Genomic DNA, 18,875 nt, shown 5'->3' on the forward strand with positions numbered 1-18,875 from the left:
GTGGACGCCGTTTTTGAAGCGTCCTGCAGCCGGATCACGATCAGGTCGCCGACGCGATTGAGGCCGTGATCTCTCATCCCGGTCTTGCTATGTTGCGAACGATCAGAAGCCGTTGTGAGGATCGCATACGCTTCGCATGGCAACCGGCAAACCAATCGTGCTGAGCGTTCGCAATCTGACCAAGACCTATCGTTCGGCCGGCGAGCAAATCGTGGTGCTGCGTGGCGTGAACCTGAGCATCGCGGCAGGCGAGCGCGTCGCGCTCACAGGCGAATCCGGCAGCGGCAAGAGCACGCTGCTGCACCTGATCGCCGGGCTGGATGCCCCTGACGGTGGCGAGATCAGGCTGGCCGACACCTCGGTTTCGGATCTCACCGATGCCGGCCGCGCAGCATTGCGGCGCGATCGGCTGGGCCTGGTATTTCAGCAATTCAATCTGATCCCGAGCCTTGATGTCGAAGACAATCTGGTCTTTCAGTCCCGCATTGCCGGCCGTCACGATTCCGCCTGGCATGCCGAGCTGGTGGAGCGGCTCGGGCTTGGCGGTCTGCTCAAGCGCTATCCCGACCAATTGTCCGGCGGCCAGCAGCAGCGGGTCGCGATCGGCCGCGCGCTGGCGGCAAAACCGCTGCTTCTGCTCGCCGACGAGCCGACCGGCAATCTCGACGAGGCGACGGCGGATGACGTTCTCGCGCTCGCGCGCGACCTGGTCGCGCGAACCGGCTGCGGCTTCCTGATGGTCACCCATAGCACGCGCCTCGCCGCCACGCTCGATCGCCGGATCCATCTCCATGCGGGGCTGGTCGCATGACTCGCATCATCTGGATTCTTGCCGTGCTGTTGAGCCATTGGCGGCGGCATCCGATGCAACTCGCGACCTTGCTGATCGGGCTGATCTCGGCGACCGCGCTGTGGAGCGGCGTGCAGGCGCTGAACCAGCAGGCGCGCGATAGTTACGACCGCGCGGCCGCGACTTTCGGCGGCGCGCGAACGGCGATGCTGGTCGGCCGCAACGGTGCGACATTTCCGCAGCAACTCTTTGTCGATCTACGCCGTGCCGGCTGGCCGGTATCTCCCGTTGTCGAGGGCCGGATTCAGATCGGCGGACGATCGCTTCGGCTGCTGGGTATCGAGCCCGTTACCCTGCCCGCTGAAGTGGGCAATGCGCCGACGATCGGGCGAACAGGTTTGCAATCCTTCGTCACGCCGCCGGGAGAAATGCTGGTGGCGCCGGAAACGCTTTCCGATCTCGACCTGACAGAAGGCACGGCGCCATCGGCAAGCGACGGCACGTTGCTGCCGCCGCTGCGCGTGCAGGCGCAACTCGTGCCGGGCGTTCTGGTAGTCGACATCGGGATTGCGCAGCGGCTGCTAAAAATGCCGGATCAGCTTTCGCGGCTTCTGGTCGGCAAGGCCAAAGGCAAACGTGTGCCGCTTGAAAACGTCGTCGGCGACAGACTTCAACTGGTCGAACCGGATGCGGAGAGCGATCTCGAACGGCTCACCGACAGCTTTCACCTGAACCTGACGGCATTCGGGCTGCTGTCATTCGTCGTCGGGCTGTTCATCGTCAATTCGGCGATCGGGCTTGCATTCGAGCAGCGCCTGCCGATGCTGCGGACCTTGCGCGCCTGCGGGGTATCGGCGCGCATGCTCAATGTGGTGTTGGTGGTCGAACTGGTATCGCTGGCGCTGGTCGCGGGCGTCATAGGCCTGATCTGCGGTTACCTGATCGCAGCATCGCTGCTGCCCGATGTCGCGGCTTCCCTTCGCGGCCTCTATGGCGCGCAAATTCCCGGCCAGCTGACGCTCAAGGGCGAATGGTGGATCGCGGGCATTGTCATCAGCATTGTCGGCGCGCTGGCGGCGGCGACCACGAGCCTGGCGAAGGCGATCCGCCTTCCGGTGCTGGCGACCGCGCAACCCTATGCCTGGCAACAGGCGCAGCACCGATGGTTGATTTTTCAAAGCGCACTGGCACTCGCCGTGCTCGCTGCCGCGGCCGGCATTCTGTGGTACGGCGACTCGCTGATATCGGGATTTGCCGTGCTCGCGGCATTGCTGCTGGGCGCGGCGCTGGGGCTGCCGGCGATTGTGGAAGTAGTGCTTTCTTTCAGCCAGCGCAGCGCGCACCGCGCGGTTGCGGTCTGGTTCTGGGCCGACGCCCGTCAACAGCTTTCGGGATTGTCGCTGGCGTTGATGGCGCTATTGCTCGCGCTCGCGGTCAATGTCGGCGTCAGCACGATGGTGGAAACCTTCAGCCGGACCTTTAGCGGCTGGCTGGATGGACGACTGGCGGCAGACGTCTATCTCATCGCCTCGGACGACACCCAGGCCACCGAGATCAAGGCGTGGCTGCGCCAGCGTCCCGAAGTGGAAGCGATGCTGCCAAGCGGCCGCGCCGAGACGCAAATCGGGGGAGAACCGATCGAGATTCTCGGCCTTTCCGATCACGCGACCTATCGGGACCACTGGCCGCTGCTCCAATCAACCGCAAACGCCTGGATTCGCCTTCGTCCCGGCGATACCGGCCTCATCAGTGAACAATTGGCCCGCCGTTTAAAGCTCGCTATCGGCGACCGGATCGAGGTACCCGCGCCAGGGGGAAACTGGACCCTGGAGGTCGTCGGCATCTACGCCGATTACGGCAATCCGAAGGGACAGATTGCCGTCAACATTGACGCGCTGACCAGGCGCTTTCCAGCAATTCCGCAAACGCGACTGGCTTTGCGCGTCGCCCCTGCGGCAGCGCCGGCGCTGATATCCTCGCTGCAGAGCAAATTTGGGCTGGATGGGCGCAACCTCGTGGACCAGGCGACGCTGAAAGCCGAATCTACGCGGATCTTCAACCGGACCTTCGCCGTGACGGCGGCGCTGAATACCTTTACCCTTGGTGTCGCCGGCGTCGCGTTGTTGACGAGCCTGCTGACCCTCGGCAATTCCCGCCTGCCGCAGCTTGCGCCGCTGTGGGCAATCGGAATCACGCGGCGCCGGCTGGCGGCGATCGAGCTGTTGAAGACCATGTCCGTTGCACTGATCACCACCCTGCTCGCGCTGCCGCTGGGCCTGTTGGTGGCGTGGTGCCTGATCGCGGTGGTGAACGTGAAGGCGTTCGGCTGGCGACTGCCGTTTCACATTTTCCCGCTGCAACTACTTGAACTGGTGGGGGTAGCGATGGCGGCCGCGCTGTTGGCCGCGCTAATTCCCGTTCTCAAGCTGGCCCGTATGCAGCCGGCGAACCTGGTCAAGATTTTCGCCGATGAGAGATAAGGTCCTGATATCGCGCCGTGCTTTCACGGCAGGCGTTGCGCTTCTCGGGCTTGGCGGCAACGGCGCGCGGGCGCAGGGCTTTGCCGGGCTCGGCATCACGGCGGAAGGATTTTCGCCCGTCATTCCCGGCAAGACCTTTGCCTTTCCGGAAGATCACGGTCCGCACCCCGACTACCGAATCGAGTGGTGGTATGTGACGGCTAACCTTGCTGATACGACGGGCGTTGCCTACGGCGCACAATGGACCTTGTTTCGTCTGGCCTCGAGGCCAGGCGCACAACAGGAAGGATGGGCCAACCAGCAAATCTGGATGGGCCACGCCGCGGTGACGCGCGCGGATACCCACAGATACAGCGAAGCGTTTGCCCGCGGCGGCATCGGGCAGGCCGGCGTCGACCCAAAGCCGTTTCGAGCCTGGATCGATGCATGGGAAATGCGTGGGTCGGACCGGACGCGCGACCACACGATCGCGCCGCTCGAACTCACGGCGTCGGGCGCGGATTTCAGCTACGCGCTGCGCCTCGACACCGATCGCGCACTGGTTCTGCAGGGCGACGCCGGCTACAGCAAGAAATCGGAACGCGGACAGGCCTCGTATTATTTCAGCCAGCCATATTTCAAGGCGACCGGCAGCATCGCCATCGATGACAAGCCTGTAGAGGTCACCGGACAGGCATGGATGGACCGCGAATGGAGCACCCAACCGCTCGCCTCGGATCAGACCGGATGGGACTGGTTCTCGCTGCATCTGAGCTCCGGCGAGAAACTGATGCTGTTTCGCCTGCGTCAGACCGACGGCAACAACTACGCTTCCGGCAGCTGGATCTTGTCAGATGGCAAAACCGAACAGATCGCATCCGCGGATATCGACATGGTACCGAAGACCTTGACCGACCTGGCAGGACGCAAGATCCCGGTCGGATGGCAGATATCCATTCCACGCCTGGCGCTTTCGATCGAGAGTGTCGCGCTGAACACGAAGAGCTGGATGGGAACGAGCTTTCCCTATTGGGAGGGACCGATCAGCTTCAAAGGCAGCCACGCGGGAGTAGGATATCTGGAGATGACCGGCTATTGAGGTCATAGCTATCGTCTTGAAGGGACCCCTCGCGATGTATCATTTCACGGCACTCGTCACCTGCCTCGCAATCGCCTTCTACTTTTGCACCACCATTCAGGTGGCGCGGGCGCGCACCGCCTTCGGCGTCAAGGTGCCGGCCACATCAGGCAATCCCGATTTCGAGCGGGTGTTTCGCGTGCAGATGAACACGCTGGAATGGATGCCGATTTTTCTGCCCTCGCTCTGGCTGTTTGCGGTCTACATCAGCGATCCAATCGCGGCCGGACTCGGTTTGGTCTGGATCGTCGGGCGCATTATCTACTTAATCGGCTATTCGCAAGCCGCCGCAAAGCGGGGTCTGGGCTTTGGCATTCAAGCCAACACAACCATCATCCTCTGGCTCGGCGCGCTCGGCGCCATCGTCTGGCGGCTTGTTCATGGATGAGTATTCATCCGACTACGAAAGCGTTTCTAAATCTTCGCCGGCCCGCGCTTAAGCGATTTCCCGCGCGTCGCGCCGCCGGCGCGCGCCTTCAGCCGCTCGGCGAGGCTGCCCAGGATGCCCTTGGGCAGGAAGATGATGAAAAGCACGAGCAGCACACCGTAGACGAGATTATCCCAGCCGACGGCCTTTGTGCCGAAGCCGATACGCAGCACTTCCGCCAGCATGATGGTGATAATCGCGCCGACGGTCGGTCCGAGCGACACATAGAGGCCGCCGACGATAACGGCAAAGACCATCTGCAACGAAACTGCGATGCCGCTCACCGTGTCCGGGGAAATGAACATTTGATACTGGCAATAGAGAGCGCCGGCGAGCGCGGTCATCAGCGCGCTGATCACCGTAATCTTGAGCTTTTCCCAAGTCACGTTGACGCCGGCCGCGGCGGCGGCATCTTCATCCTCGGAGATTGCCTCCAGGGCATAGCGATCCATGCTGCCGTCGACCCAGCGCCAAATCGCCAGGCCGAGCGCCCAGACTCCGAGCGCAATCATGTACCAGGTTATCTTGTCGTCGAATTGCAGCGCCAGCAGCTGGCTGCCTTTGGTGCGGTCGGGCGTGTATCCAAGTGAACCGCCGGTGTAGTCGCGCGTCGCGGTAATGACCTGCAGGACGATGCCGGACAGCGCCAGAGTGACAAGCACGAAATAATGGCCGGTGATGCGGAAGCGAAAACACGGGTATGCGACGATCACTGCCAGCACCGCGGCTGCGGCCATGGCGACTGGAATGCCCAACCACGGCGAAACGCCGAGATGATTCCACAACAGTGCCGTTACATAGGCGCCTACGCCCATGAACCCGCCATGGCCCAGTGAAACCAGGCCGAAGCGGCCCATCATCGACCACGAAGTGTAGGCGAACGCCCAGATCAGGATCAAGATCAGGATATGCAGGTGGTAGGGATCGCGATGGACGAATGGCAAGGCGATCAGCGCAGCGCCGGCGATCCAGGGTCCCAACTGACGTAGGGTCACGAGCGCCTCGCCAGCAGCCCGGCGGGCTTGATGAACATCATGACGATGAAGAAGGCGAACGCCAGCACATAGCCCCACTCAAGATCGGAAAACAGCCCGCCGAGCGAGATGATCACGGCGAATACAAACGCCGCCACGAAGCCGCCGACGAAATTACCGAGACCACCCAGTACGCAGATCAGAAAGGTGATCGGTCCGAACGACAGGCCGACAAACGGGTGGATGTCGTATTGCAGCACCAGCAAGCAGGAGGCGAGGCCGGCGAGCGCGCCACCCAGCGCTGAGGTAATGAGATAGAGCCGACGCGTGTCGACGCCCATCAGCGCCATGATCTGACGATCCTGGGAGATGGCGCGGATCGCGGTGCCGACATAGGTCCGCTTCATGAAGAAATACACCAGCAGCATGCCGATCAGCGCCGCGCCGAAGGCGAGCAGGCGCGAGTAGCTGAAATGCATGTCGGCGAACTTCAGCACCGGCATCCGGATGCCGAGGTTGCGGAAGTCGATGCCGAACGCGACGGAGGCGAAGCTTTGCAGCACGAACAGCACGCCGCCGGTGGCGAGCAGCTGGTTGATCGGCGGCGCCGACAGCAGCGGCGCGATCACCAGCAAATGCAGCAGTGCTCCCAGTCCCGCGACCAGCAGAATCGTGAACGGCGCCGCAACGTAATAGGGTAGCCCGAAAACCTGGACCAGATAGTACATGCCGTACATGCCGATCATGACAAGCTCGGCGTAACAAATCCAGGTCACGTCAATGACGCCGAAGATCAGATTCAACCCCAGAGCCAGCAACGCCAGCAGGCCGCCGAGCAGAATGCCGTTCACTATCGCTTCGAGCAGGTAGATGTCGAAAATATCCATCATCGTTTCACCTGACCCTCAAGAACTTGCACTCCAAAATCCTAGACTCCGAGATAGGCTTGCCGGATCGTGTCATCGGCCAACATCTCGCTCGACTTGCCGGAGGCGCGGATCGACCCTGCCTCCAGCAGGTAGGCTCGATCGACCACGCGCAACACCTGCTGCACGTTCTGCTCGACGATCAGCACGGTCAGACCGTTGGTGCGGATTCGCTTCACCAGTTCGAACACCTGCTGAACGACGACGGGCGCCAGGCCGGCCGAGGGTTCATCAAGCAGCAGCAACTTCGGATCGGACATCAGCGCGCGGCCGATCGCACACATTTGCTGCTCGCCTCCCGACATGGTGCCGGCAAGCTGGTTGCGGCGTTCCTTCATCCGTGGAAAAAGATCGAACACGAACGCCAGCCGTTCGGCATAGCCGGGCCGCGCTTCGGGCATGAAGGCGCCCATCTTGAGGTTGTCTTCCACCGTCAGGCGGGGAAACAGCCGGCGGTTCTCCGGCACATGGGCGATCCCGAGGCTGACGATGCGATGCTCCGGCGTTTTCAGGATGTCGACGCCTTCCATTGAAATCGCGCCCGCGCGGGGTCGGATCAGACCGGAGATCACCCGCATCAAGGTGGTCTTGCCGGCGCCGTTGGGACCAATCACGCCCACCGCCTCACCGGCCTTGACCTCGAGACCGACGCCGAACAGCGCCTGGAAGGTTCCGTAGCCCGCATCGACCGATTTCAGCTCGAGCATGCGCGCACCCCGCCTAACGACGCGCTTCCGCCGCAGCGGCTTGAGTCGCAACGGCGTCGGTGCCGAGATAGACCTCGACCACCCGCGGATCGTTCGACACCTCGCTCGGCAGGCCCTCGGAAATCTTTTCGCCGTGATCCAGCACCATCACGCGATCAACCACGCGCATCAGCACGCCCATGATGTGCTCGACCCAGATGATGGTGATGCCAAGCTCGTCGCGAATCTTGCGCAGCATGTCAGCCGCCTGGTCCATCTCGGCGTCATCGAGCCCGCCCAGACTTTCGTCGGCGAGCAGCAGCTTCGGCCCGGTCGCCAGCGCCTTGGCGAGCTCGAGCTTCTTCAAGCCGGCAGCGCCGAGCCCATCGACGCTTGCGGCGCGGTCCGTCGGCAGGCCCACCATGGCAAGCGCACGCTCCGCTGCCTCCTCGGCCTTGGCACGGCTGTGCCGGCCCTGCCCGAAATAGCCGGCCAGCGCCACGTTCTCGAATAGCGTCAGCCGGTGGAACGGTCGTGGGATCTGGAACGTCCGGCCGATGCCACGATTGATGATCCGGTGCGGCGCGAGACCTGCGAGTTCGGCGCCGGCGAATTGGATCGAACCTGCCGTCGGCAGCAGCGTGCCGGAGAGCATGTTGAAGATCGTACTCTTGCCGGAGCCGTTCGGGCCGATCAGGCCGAGAATCTCGCCCTGAGCGACCTTGAACGATATTTTGTTGACGGCCGTGAAACCGCCAAACCGCTTGACCAAGCCTTCGATTACCAGCACGACGGTCCCTTCTGTTGTAAAGGACCCGCCTACTTGTTGCTGTAGGTCGAGCCCGCCGGCAGCGGCAGCACGGCCTCGCGCTGCGCCTGGCTCTTCGGCCACACCACATACGACTTGTCGTCGACATACTGGATGACCACCGGGAACGAGCGCTCGTTCTGTCCGGCCATCGGGGTGCCTTCACCGAAGAACTTGACGCCAAAGCCAAGCATGGTGCCGCCCTCGGCGAGGTCCACTTCCAGCGCCGCCTTGCGCAGCGCCTCTGGATCGACGCCGCCATATTTCTTGATGGCGCGCGGCAGCACTTCATTCATGAAGACATAGATGTTGGAGGCGGCAATGCCGACATGGGCAGAGCGGATGGCGACGCCGGGCCTTACCTTGTCGAACTCCTCGCCGACCATCTTGATCACCGGCACCAGCTTGGGATCGAGCCCCTTCTCATTGGCGAGCCAGATCGAAATCGGATCGGTGTTGAAGACATAGTTGACGTCGCCACCGAGACCTTCCTTCAGTTTCTCGTAGACGCCATAGCCGGCGCCGTGGCCGACCAGGGCGCCAAATTTCAGACCCTGCTCGCGGGCCTGGCGCAGCAGCAGGGTGATGTCGGGATTGTAGCCGGTGTGGAAGATCACATCGGGCCGCGCACGCTTCAGCTTGGTGACCAGCGCGGAAAGATCCGGCGCGGTGGCCGAATAGCCCTCTTTCATCACCACGTTGAATCCGGCCTTCTTGGCGCCGGCCTCGTTGCCCTTCGACACGTCGACGCCGTAGGAGCCATCCTCGTGGATGATGGCGACCCGCATGTCCTTTGGCTCCTTGCCGAACTTGGATTGCGCGTTGCCGGCGATGAAGTCCATCGTCATCTGGCCGAACTGATCGCCGCTGGCCTGCGGGCGGAACACGTATTTGTAATTCTTGTTCTCGAAAACCGCCGAGGAGATGCAGGTGGTAATCCACATGAACTTCTTCAGCTGTTCGACCCGAGCGGCCACCGGTACGCATTGCGCCGAGGAGAAGAAGCCGAGCACCATGTCGACCTTTTCCTGCTCGAGCAGGCGCACCGCCTCGTTGATGGCGATATCGGGCTTGCTCTGGGCGTCGGCATAGACAGCCTCGACCTTGTAGCCCTCGACGCCGGTCTTGGCGTAATGATCGAGCATGATCTTGGCGCCGACATAGCCGAGCTCCGAACCGCCGCCCGCGAGCGGCCCGGTCAGGTCGTAGATCACGCCGATCTTGATTTTCTTTTCCTGGGCGTAGGCGGAAACCGCCGTGCCCATCGCCGCGACCGCGGCCAACAGCCCAAAAAACAGGCGTGCAGTCTTGCGCCCCAGCATCAAAACCTCCCTGGAATTCTTGTTTGCGTTTCTTGGTCTTGTTGACGCCCATCACACGGGCAGCGCCGACCGATGTCAAGCGCCTAACGTCCTTCAGTCGACGCTCAGAACGTCGCACATCATCAGCGACCCGGAATTTCGAGCCTGCCGAAGAGCGTTTTCCGGTCTTGTTGACGTGCGCGCCCCTGCTCGCCCGTGCGCGCAAAGAAACGCCGCGCTGCCTTTCGCAAAGAGGCAGCGCGGCGTTCAGATCGAGAGATGATATGCGATCAAATGATCGCTGCGATCACTTCGTCAGCGGGCAGCCGCTGTCCTTGGCGGATGGGAACGCCTTGTCGCCGGGCACCACGGCGAGTTGCTTGTAGTAGTCCCAGGGCTTTTTGGACTCTGACGGCTTCTTGACCTCGAACAGATAGAGGTCGTGCACCATGCGGCCGTTTTCGAGCACCTTGCCTTGCGCAAAGAGATCGTCGACCGGAAGCTCCTTCAGCTTCTTGGCGACGGCTTCGGTGTCCTTGGTGCCGGCGGCCTTGACCGCCTTCAGATATTGCAGCGTCGCCGAATAGGTGCCGGCCTGGATCATGTTCGGCATGCGGCCGGTGCGCTTGAAGAAGCGGTTTGCGAGATCGCGGCTCTTGTCGTCACGGTCCCAGTAGTAGCCCTCGGTCAGCACCAGACCCTGCGCCGCCTGCAGTCCAAGGCCGTGCACCTCGGCCAGCGTCAGCAGCAGCCCGGCCAGCTTCTGGCCGCCGGCAACGATGCCGAATTCCGCTGCCTGCTTGATCGAATTTGTGGTGTCGAGGCCGGCATTGGCGAGACCGATGATCTTCGCCTTCGAGCTTTGCGCCTGCAGCAGGAATGACGAGAAATCCGACGAATTCAGGGGGATGCGCACCGCACCCAGCACCTTGCCGCCGTTGGCCTTGACGAAATCGCCGGTGTCTTTCTCGAGCGCGTAGCCGAAGGCGTAGTCGGCGGTCATGAAGAACCAGCTATCGCCGCCCGCTTTCACCAGCGAGCCGCCGGTGCCAACCGCGAGCGCGTGCGTGTCATAAGCCCAGTGGAAGCCGTAGGGATGGCAGGCGTCGCCGGTCAGGCGCGACGTCGCGGCTCCGACGACGATGTCGATTTTCTTCATCTGCTTCGACAGGTCGTGGACCGCGAGCGCTACCGAGGATGTCGTCAGCTCGGTGATCATGTCGACGCCTTCGATCTCATACCAGCGCCGCGCGATACTGACGCCGAGATCGGGTTTGTTCTGGTGGTCGGCGGAGACGACTTCGATTTTCTGACCAAGCACGCTGCCGCCGAAATCCTCGACCGCCATCTTGGCCGCCTCGACCGACCACTTGCCGCCATAATCGGCGTAGACGCCGGACTGGTCGTTCAGAATGCCGATCTTGACGCCCTGTGCCGACACTGGCCCGGCGAGCAACACGCCGCATGCTGCAACGGCAGCCGACAACAATCCCGATTTCATATTGGTCTCCCAAACGTTTGTGAAGCTTAAGATTATTTTATAACTTCACGGCTGCCCATATAATTCAAATAGGCCAATAGTAGGGGAATTCGCGAACAGCAGCGAAGAGGTGCCTGCTATTTGGCTGGAGCCGGTTTTTTGCCGTAGCGCCGATCGGCCAGGTTGCGGACCACCATGTAGAAAATCGGCGTGAAGATCAGGCCGAACAATGTCACACCCAGCATGCCGAAGAAAACGGCCACGCCGACCGCCTGACGCATTTCCGATCCGGAACCCGACGAGATCACCAACGGTAGCACGCCGAGAATGAACGCGAACGACGTCATCAGGATCGGCCGCAGCCGCAGCCGGCAGGCCTCGATCACGGCTTCCAGCCGCGGCCGGCCCTCGTTCTCGATGTCGCGCGCGAACTCGACGATCAGGATCGCGTTCTTCGCCGCCAGCCCCACCAGCACGACGAACCCGATTTGCGTGAGGATGTTGACGTCCTGCCCCGTGATCCGCACGCCGATCGTCGCCGCCAGCAAGCACATCGGCACGATCAGGATGACGGCAAGCGGCAGGCTCCAGCTGCCATACTGCGCCGCCAGCACCAGGTACACGAACAGCACACAGATCGGGAACACGTAGAGGCCGGTATTGCCGCCGGTGACCTGCTGATAGGACAGGTCGGTCCACTCAAAGGAAAAGCCGCTCGGCAGCGTTTCATCGGCGAGCTTCTTCATGGTGTTGATGGCGGTCGTCGAACTCGTGCCCGGCAGCGCCTCGCCCTGCAGCTCCGCCGTCGGATAGAGATTGTAGCGCGCGACGCGGTCGGGGCCGGAAACGTCGCGGAAATCCACCACGCTGCCGAGCATCACCATGTCGCCGGCGGCATTGCGGGTGCGCAGCCGCGCCAGATCAGACGCCTCTTTCCGGAAATGCAGGTCGGCTTGCGCGGTGACGTGATAGGTGCGGCCGAACAGGTTGAAGTCGTTAACGTAGGTCGATCCGAAATAGGTCTGGATGGTTTCGTTGACGTTCGCAATCGGGACGCCGAGCTTCTGCGCCTTGACCCGGTCGATATCGACGAAGAGCTGCGGCGTATCGGCGGTGAAGGGCGAAAATACCTGGGTCAGTCCGGGCGCCTTGCGCGCGGCGGCAACGAGTTCGTCGTTGGCGGCCGCCAGCATTTCGGGGCCGCGGCCCTGGCGGTCCTGGACGCGCATCGTGAAACCGCCACCAGTGCCGATGCCGGGCACCGGCGGCGGCGGAATGACGATGATAAAGGCTCCCTGGATATCGGACATGCGCTTGCGCAGATCGGCAGTGATCACCGCCGCGGTCAGGCCCTTCTTCAGGCGGACTTCCGGCTCCTCGAACACCGGAAAGAGGGCCGCCGAATTGCCCGCCTGCGTTCGGGTCGCGCCCGAAAAGCCTGCGAACGCCGCGACCCTAATGACGCCCGGGGTATCCAGTGCCGCTTTCTCGATCTGACGGACGATGTCGGTGGTGCGCGCCAGCGACGCCGCGCCCGGCAACTGCGCCGATATGATGACGTAGCCGCGATCCTGCGCGGGAATGAAACCCTGCGGCGTGGTGGCGATCAGCCATCCGGCGCTGCCGATCAGCGCCACATAAAAGAGCAGCATCAGCGCCGAATGCCGGATCACGAAATCGGCCGTCCTGGCGTAGCCGTGCGACAGCCGGTCAAAGCCGCGGTTGAAATAGCCGGTGAATTTGTCCCAGCCGCGCGCGATGAAATTCCAGCGTGCCGGCGGCTTCTTCTCCTCGCCCGGCACCAGGATCAGCGAGGCCAGCGCCGGCGACAAAGTCAGCGAGCAGAAGCAGGAGATCGCGGTTGCGACCGCGATGGTGACGGCGAATTGCTGGAAGAACTGCCCGGAGATGCCGCCGAGGAAGGCGGTCGGCACGAACACCGCGCACAGCACCAGCGCAATCGAGACCAGCGCGCTGCCGACCTCCTCCATGGTTTTGAGCGCCGCATCGCGCCGGCCCATGCCGTGCTCGAGGTGCCGCTCGACGTTTTCCACCACCACGATGGCATCGTCGACCACGATGCCGACCGCGAGCACGAGCCCGAACAGCGTGAGATTGTTGATCGAGAACCCGAGTGCCGCCATCACCGCAAACGTGCCGACCAGCGAGACGGGGATGGCGATGATGGGAATGATCGCCGGACGCCAGCCCTGCAGGAACACCAGCACGACGATGATGACGAGCAGCATCGCCTCGTAGATCGTCTTGATCAGCTCGTGGACGGATTGCGCGATGAATTCGGTGGGGTTGTAACCGATGTTGTAATCGAGACCCTTGGGAAAACGGACCTTCAGCTTCTCCATCGTGTCGGAAATGTTCTTCGCGGTCGCCAGCGCGTTCGAGCCGGGCCGCTGCGTCACCAGCAGCGCGACCGCCGATTTGCGCAGCAGGAAACTGTTGGTCGAATAGGACAACGCTCCCAGCTCGACCCGCGCCACGTCGCGCAGCCGCACCGTGCGGCCGTCGGCGCCCGCCCTGACCACGATGTCCTCGAACTGTCTCTGATCCTTGAGACGGCCCGTAAATGTGAGATTGGGCTGGAACGCGCGGTCGGCGATCGGAGGCTCGCCGATCTGCCCGCCGGTGATCTGCAGGTTCTGCGCGCGGATCGCGGCTATCACCTCGGCGGAGGTCAGGCCAAGCGTTGCGATCCGGTCCGGATCGAGCCAGAGCCGCATCGAGTAGTCGCGGGCACCGAACATCTGGATGTCGCCAATGCCGTCGAGGCGAAGCAATTCGTCGCGCACCTGCAGCAGCGCATAGTTGCTGATGTAGAGCTGGTCAAAACTGTCGTCCGGCGACAGCATGAACACGACCATCAGGATGTCGGGGCTGTTCTTGCGGGTGACGACGCCGTTGCGCTGCACCTCTTCAGGCAATCGCGGCTGCGCGATGGCGACGCGGTTCTGCACCAGCACCTGTGCCTTGTCGAGATCGGTACCGAGTTTGAAGGTGGCGGTGATGGTCAGATTGCCGTTCGAGGTCGCCTGGCTGTAGAGATACAGCATGTCCTCGACGCCGTTGATCTCCTGCTCGATCGGCGCGGCAACCGTGTCGGATACCGTCTGCGCGGTGGCGCCCGGATATTGCGTGGTGACGACGACGGTCGGCGGCACCACCTGCGGATATTCCGAGACCGGCAGCGTGGTGTAGGCGATTGCGCCGACAATCAGGAGCACGATCGACAGCACCATCGCCAGGATGGGCTGGTTGATAGAGAGCCTTCCGAGATTCATGACTTGGTACCGGCCGGTGCGGTTTGCGGCGTCACCTTGGCGCCGACGCGGGCGCGCTGGATGCCGTCGACGATGACGCGGTCTTCCGCCTTCAGCCCCTCGCGGATGACGCGCAGGCCCTCGTCGAGCGGTCCGAGCGTCACCGGCTTTGCCTCGACGGTATTGTCGTCCTTCACGACAAAGACGATCTTGCGTGACTGGTCGGTGGCAACAGCGGTATCCGGCAGCAGCAGGGCCGCATAGGGCGAACTGGCGATCAGCCGCACCCGGCCGAATTGTCCGGGCAGGATCGAAAGATCCTTGTTGGGAATGGTCGCGCGGCTCCGCAACGTGCCGGTCGAGACATCGAGCCGGTTGTCGAGAAAGTCCATCTTGCCTTCATGCGTCGGTTTTGTTGCGCCGGTCAGCGTGACCTGCACCGGGTTCGGCGTGTCCCGCGAGCTCGGCCGTCTTCCCTCGAACCACAGCCTGTTGTTCTTCAGATACGTCGTCTCATCCACGTCGAAATAGATGTAGATCGGATCCATCGTGACGATCGAAGTGAGCAGTGTGGCATTGCCCTCGCTACCCTGCACGAGATTGCCGGGGCTGACCAGATGGCGGCTGACGCGGCCGGTCATCGGCGCGAGAACGTGGGTGAATTCGATATTGAGCCTCGCCGCCTTCAGCGCGCCTTCGGCCTGCATCTGGGCGGCATGCGCCGCCTGCAAGGTCTGGCGGCGCTGGTCGACGATGGATTCGGAAACCGCACTGGTCTGGACCAACGTCAGCGCGCGGTCGAGTTCGCGTTTTGCCAGTTCCGCCTTGGCGCGCGCATCGGAGAGCTGGCCATCGGCCTGCAGCGCGACCGCCTCGAACGGGCGGGAATCGATCGTGTAAAGCAGATCGCCGGCGCGGACGATCGCGCCGTCGCGGAATTCGACGCTGTTGACGAAGCCGCCGACCCGGGCGCGCACCTGCACTTCTTCCACCGCCTCGAACCGTCCGGTGAATTCGTCCCAATCCGTGACGGTACGTTGGGTGGGCTGCGCGACCGTGACCGTCGGTGGACCGACGGCAGCTTGCGGGGGCTTGTCCCCGCAGCCGGCCAAGGCGACGGCCAGCAGAATGATCAGCGGTCCGAGGCCGCGGAGTGAATGGATATCGGAAGTTCCTGTTTGAGCCGGACACTCCGATTTCTCAGTCGCGCTCAATTGCATCTCCTCTGCACGCTTGCCGCGATCGATCGAGGCGGCCGCAGTCCTTCGGCGGGATCAAGACGAGGTCGATCAGCAGTCTGTTCAAGAACTGGCCGGGATCAAGCAAAATCATTATGCATGGGTGGTGCGACCGATCATCCACGAATATTACGGCGCTACCGAAGGCTTAGGTCTTACCTCATGCAACAGCGAGGAATGGTTGGCCCACCGGGGTACCGTCGGCACCACATTCTCGGTGAAATCATGCAGCCCTGCCCGGTCGGCACGCCGGGCACCGTCTGGTTCAAGACCGCCACAGGCACCGGCATCGACACGCGTTCCTTGCAGCGAAGGTTCTCACCGCCGAACAGGCGCCGTGACGGTTTGCGCGCCGCGCAGCATCCGAAGGTTCGTGATCACCTACCCCAGCATCTGCGTATCGCCGCAAATCGAGATTGCCTGCCCGGAAATCGTCTTGCCGCGCGGGCTGCACATGAACAGGATCTGGTCGGCGATCTGCTCCGGCGTCACGTAGTCCTTGATCGAGGTGTAGGAAAACGCCGTGCGCTCCATCTCGGCATAGGAAATCCCGCGCTGCTGCGCCTTGGCTTCCAACACCCGGCGCTGGCGGTCGCCGGCGACGAGGCCCGGCAAAATCGCATTGACGCGGATGTTGTCCGGTCCGAGTTCGATTGACAGCGATTTGGTGAAACCGATCACGCCCCATTTCGCCGCCGCATAGGGCGTGCGCATCGCAAAGCCGAGCCGGCCCGCGGCCGACGAAATATTAATGATCGAGGCGTTCTTGCTTTTGCGTAAGTGCGGCACCGCTAGACGCGTGCAGTTGAATTGGCCGGTCAGGCAAATCTCCAGGCAGCGGTCCCAGTCTTCCGGGTTCATCTCCTCGATTTTGGAGGTCGGCCCGGCGATGCCGGCATTGTTGACGAGCACATCGAGGCCGCCGAGTTGCGCGATCGCATCCGCGAACAGATTCTTCACGGCTGATCGGTCGGAGACGTCGCACGGTGTCGCGGTGATCGCGGGATCGCTGGAGGCGAGTGCGGACAACGCCATCTCGTCGACATCGCAGGTGTGAACCCTGGCGCCTTCGCGGGCGAAGGCGCGCGCAATCGCAAGTCCGATGCCGTTGGCGCCGGCAGTGACCAGCACGCGCAAACCCTTGATATCGAGATCCATTGATTGCTCCGGGATTTTCGAAAGAATTCAGTCGGCCAGACCGCCGCGAGACAGGATGAAATTCGCCGCACCGCTGATGTCGCCGGCTATTCCGGTCCGCGCGGCGTCGCCATTGCCGGCGGCGACGGCGTTACGCACATCGGCGTGAAACCTGATCGCGTCGCCCTTCCCCAGCCGGTCGGGATTGGCGCGCAGATCGAGATTGATGACCGGCCCGGCTTTCAGCCAGAGCGCGCGAATGATTTCCACCAGGATCGGCGAATGCGCCGCTTCATAAATTGCAAAGTGAAAGCTCTTGTTGAGTTCGACCGCGCGCGGCAAATCGGGCTTCGGTAACTCGCTCTCCGTCCGCATTGCTTCTTCCGCGTGCGCGATGGCCTCAAGATCGGTTTTGTCACATTGCAGCGCGGCCTGCGCGGCGGCGTGGCCCTCGATGGCAATGCGCGCCTTGGTGAGATCGCGAAATTGTGCCGCCGACATCAGGGGCACGCGCACCGCGCGGTTCGGCGTCACCTCCAAAGCCCTATCGGCGACCAGCCGCGATACCGCCGCGCGCACCGGCATGATGGAGACGCCGAGGACATCGGCCGCGGCCCGCAGCGATAGTTTTTCGCCCGGGGCGAGCCGCCCGGAAATCAAGAGGTCCGCCAATTTCGCGTAAGCGCGTTCGCCCAGCGTCTGACGGTCGAGCGGCTCCACCAGATTAAGCGCGGCGGGCAAATTCAACGCTGGCCTCCCATACAGGTCCGAAATTTCGCAAGAGGGCTCGACAACGGCTCTGTCTTTTGCAAGTCTAACTGTGATCACAGATCACGGCAAGCGGGACCAAAGCACGTCTAAAGAACTGCGCTGATCTTGCCGGGGAACAAACAGCCGCGCCACGCGGCCGTATCAGGGAGACAAAGGCTGATGTCAGACAACAATCAATTCACGCGCCGCCGCCTGTTGAAGACCGCCGGCGGCATTGCGCTGGTGTCGGGAATCTCCGCGCCGGCGATTTTGCGCGCCCAGACTGCCGAGGTCATCAAGATCGGTCACCTGACGCCGCGCACCGGCTTTCTCGGGCCGCTCGGCGAGTATGCCGTGATGGCGATCGATCTCGCGGTGGAGGAAATCAATGCTTCCGGCGGCATGATGGGGCGAAAGGTCGAACTGTTGAAGGAGGATTCGGTGAATCCGCAGACCGCCTCGACCAAGGCCGAACGCATGATCGAGCGCGACAAGGTGGCCTGCATCATCGGCGAGATTTCTTCCGCCTCGTGCTTGACCATCGCGCAGGTCGCCTCACGCAACAAGACGCTGTTCATCAATACCGGCGGTAACTCCGACGCGCTGCGCGGCAAGGACTGCCAGCGCTACATGTTCCACGTCGAATCGCAGAATTCAATGTATGTCAAAACCGTTGGCCGCTCGTTCCTGCGCGATGGACTGGTCAAGGGAAAGAAGTGGTATTCGCTGACGGCCGACTATGCGTTCGGCCATGACCTGCTGAAGGTTTCCAAGCGCTTCATGGAAGCCAATGGCGGCAATTTCGTCGGCGACGATCTGGTGCCGACCGATGCCACCGACTTCTCCGCTTACCTGCTGAAACTCCGCGAGGCCAAGCCCGACCTGGTCGTGATCAATCTCGCGGGCAACCAGACCACCAACTTCCTCAAGCAATATGCGGAGTTCGGCCTGACCTTCCCGGTCGGCGGCTTCGGCTTCGATACCGCTCTGGCTTGGGCGGCGGGCAAAGGCAACTTCGTCGGCACCTGGCCGGTGGTCTGGCATCACCTGATCGACACGCCCGGCTCGAAAGCGTTCGTTGCGGCCTTCACCAAAAAATATTCCAAGCCGCCGGAAAACCAGGCCTGGGGCGACTACATCGCCACCAAGATCGTCGCGCAGGCCGTCAATGACCTCAAATCAGCGGAATCGCCGAAAATCATCGAGCACTTCGAGAAGGGTGCGAAATTCGATGTTCTGAAAACGCGACAAGGCTACTTCCGCGGCTCGGATCATCAATTGATGCACGAAATGTATGCGGTCACGGCGCTGCCCGCTGACAAGATCAAAAATCAGTGGGACATCTTTACCTCGAGCCCGCCGGTGCCGGGTCCCAACGAAGACCTCGAAGTGATCGCCGCCACCAAGGAAGAGAACAGCTGTACCTTCGCGAGCTGATCGATTGAATTTGCGTCTCTCCGGGATTGCCGGAGAGACGTGATCTTTT

At 62.4% G+C, this 18,875-nt stretch carries 15 protein-coding genes and 1 pseudogene; 6 read left to right on the plus strand and 10 right to left on the minus strand.

Annotated elements, in window-relative coordinates; translation table 11 throughout:
* The first annotated feature begins 157 nt into the window (after nucleotides 1-157).
* From N554_RS0114050 to N554_RS0114065, 4 genes are read left to right on the plus strand one after another with little or no spacing between them, the layout of a single operon-like run.
* Entirely contained in the window at nucleotides 158-811 is a 654-nt protein-coding gene (locus N554_RS0114050) for an ABC transporter ATP-binding protein (protein ID WP_029584050.1), read from the plus strand.
* Complete coding sequence (locus N554_RS0114055; protein WP_029584051.1) at nucleotides 808-3,270, plus strand: ABC transporter permease; 2,463 nt, start codon at nucleotides 808-810, stop codon at nucleotides 3,268-3,270. The genes N554_RS0114050 and N554_RS0114055 overlap by 4 nt, the downstream gene beginning before the upstream one ends.
* Complete coding sequence (locus tag N554_RS0114060; protein WP_029584052.1) at nucleotides 3,260-4,348, plus strand: lipocalin-like domain-containing protein; 1,089 nt, start codon at nucleotides 3,260-3,262, stop codon at nucleotides 4,346-4,348. Before N554_RS0114055 ends, N554_RS0114060 begins: the two co-directional genes overlap by 11 nt.
* Nucleotides 4,349-4,382: 34 nt before the next feature.
* The gene (locus tag N554_RS0114065) at nucleotides 4,383-4,775 is read left to right on the plus strand and encodes an MAPEG family protein (RefSeq protein WP_029584053.1); all 393 of its coding nucleotides are present in this window, start codon (nucleotides 4,383-4,385) and stop codon (nucleotides 4,773-4,775) included.
* A gap of 26 nt (nucleotides 4,776-4,801) precedes the next feature.
* Here the strand turns inward: N554_RS0114065 and N554_RS0114070 are convergent, their stop codons facing one another.
* The 8 genes from N554_RS0114070 to N554_RS0114105 all read right to left on the minus strand — a co-directional run bounded on the left by N554_RS0114070 (nucleotide 4,802) and on the right by N554_RS0114105 (nucleotide 15,427).
* Entirely contained in the window at nucleotides 4,802-5,809 is a 1,008-nt protein-coding gene (locus N554_RS0114070; protein ID WP_036053164.1) for a branched-chain amino acid ABC transporter permease, read from the minus strand.
* The gene (locus N554_RS0114075; RefSeq protein WP_029584055.1) at nucleotides 5,806-6,675 is read right to left on the minus strand and encodes a branched-chain amino acid ABC transporter permease; all 870 of its coding nucleotides are present in this window, start codon (nucleotides 6,673-6,675) and stop codon (nucleotides 5,806-5,808) included. The genes N554_RS0114070 and N554_RS0114075 overlap by 4 nt, the downstream gene beginning before the upstream one ends.
* A 41-nt stretch (nucleotides 6,676-6,716) precedes the next feature.
* The gene (locus N554_RS0114080; protein WP_029584056.1) at nucleotides 6,717-7,421 is read right to left on the minus strand and encodes an ABC transporter ATP-binding protein; all 705 of its coding nucleotides are present in this window, start codon (nucleotides 7,419-7,421) and stop codon (nucleotides 6,717-6,719) included.
* A gap of 13 nt (nucleotides 7,422-7,434) precedes the next feature.
* The gene (locus N554_RS0114085; protein ID WP_029584057.1) at nucleotides 7,435-8,190 is read right to left on the minus strand and encodes an ABC transporter ATP-binding protein; all 756 of its coding nucleotides are present in this window, start codon (nucleotides 8,188-8,190) and stop codon (nucleotides 7,435-7,437) included.
* A 29-nt stretch (nucleotides 8,191-8,219) separates the two neighbouring features.
* Nucleotides 8,220-9,530, minus strand: coding sequence for an ABC transporter substrate-binding protein (locus N554_RS0114090; RefSeq protein WP_029584058.1), 1,311 nt, complete (start codon nucleotides 9,528-9,530; stop codon nucleotides 8,220-8,222).
* Between the two features lie 286 nt (nucleotides 9,531-9,816).
* Complete coding sequence (locus tag N554_RS0114095; protein WP_029584059.1) at nucleotides 9,817-11,010, minus strand: ABC transporter substrate-binding protein; 1,194 nt, start codon at nucleotides 11,008-11,010, stop codon at nucleotides 9,817-9,819.
* A gap of 116 nt (nucleotides 11,011-11,126) precedes the next feature.
* The gene (locus tag N554_RS0114100) at nucleotides 11,127-14,285 is read right to left on the minus strand and encodes an efflux RND transporter permease subunit (protein WP_029584060.1); all 3,159 of its coding nucleotides are present in this window, start codon (nucleotides 14,283-14,285) and stop codon (nucleotides 11,127-11,129) included.
* Nucleotides 14,282-15,427 (minus strand): efflux RND transporter periplasmic adaptor subunit, encoded by a 1,146-nt coding sequence (locus N554_RS0114105; protein WP_051677500.1) that lies wholly within the window; start codon nucleotides 15,425-15,427, stop codon nucleotides 14,282-14,284. The genes N554_RS0114100 and N554_RS0114105 overlap by 4 nt, the downstream gene beginning before the upstream one ends.
* A gap of 187 nt (nucleotides 15,428-15,614) precedes the next feature.
* Between N554_RS0114105 and N554_RS39920 the strand changes: the two are divergent.
* Nucleotides 15,615-15,781, plus strand: a pseudogene (locus N554_RS39920) (acyl-CoA synthetase); the annotation flags it as partial.
* A gap of 102 nt (nucleotides 15,782-15,883) precedes the next feature.
* On the opposite strand, the gene N554_RS0114115 reads toward N554_RS39920, so the two are convergent.
* Together N554_RS0114115 and N554_RS0114120 are read right to left on the minus strand one after the other, a co-directional pair.
* Nucleotides 15,884-16,660, minus strand: coding sequence for an SDR family oxidoreductase (locus N554_RS0114115; RefSeq protein WP_029584062.1), 777 nt, complete (start codon nucleotides 16,658-16,660; stop codon nucleotides 15,884-15,886).
* A gap of 27 nt (nucleotides 16,661-16,687) precedes the next feature.
* Nucleotides 16,688-17,386, minus strand: a complete 699-nt coding sequence (locus tag N554_RS0114120) for a GntR family transcriptional regulator (protein WP_029584063.1) — start codon at nucleotides 17,384-17,386, stop codon at nucleotides 16,688-16,690.
* Nucleotides 17,387-17,569: 183 nt separating this feature from the next.
* Here N554_RS0114120 and N554_RS0114125 point away from each other — a divergent pair, with 183 nt between their 5' ends.
* Complete coding sequence (locus N554_RS0114125) at nucleotides 17,570-18,826, plus strand: ABC transporter substrate-binding protein (RefSeq protein WP_029584064.1); 1,257 nt, start codon at nucleotides 17,570-17,572, stop codon at nucleotides 18,824-18,826.
* Nucleotides 18,827-18,875: the final 49 nt, after the last annotated feature.

The organism is Bradyrhizobium sp. URHD0069 (assembly GCF_000701345.1).
Lineage (GTDB): Bacteria > Pseudomonadota > Alphaproteobacteria > Rhizobiales > Xanthobacteraceae > Bradyrhizobium.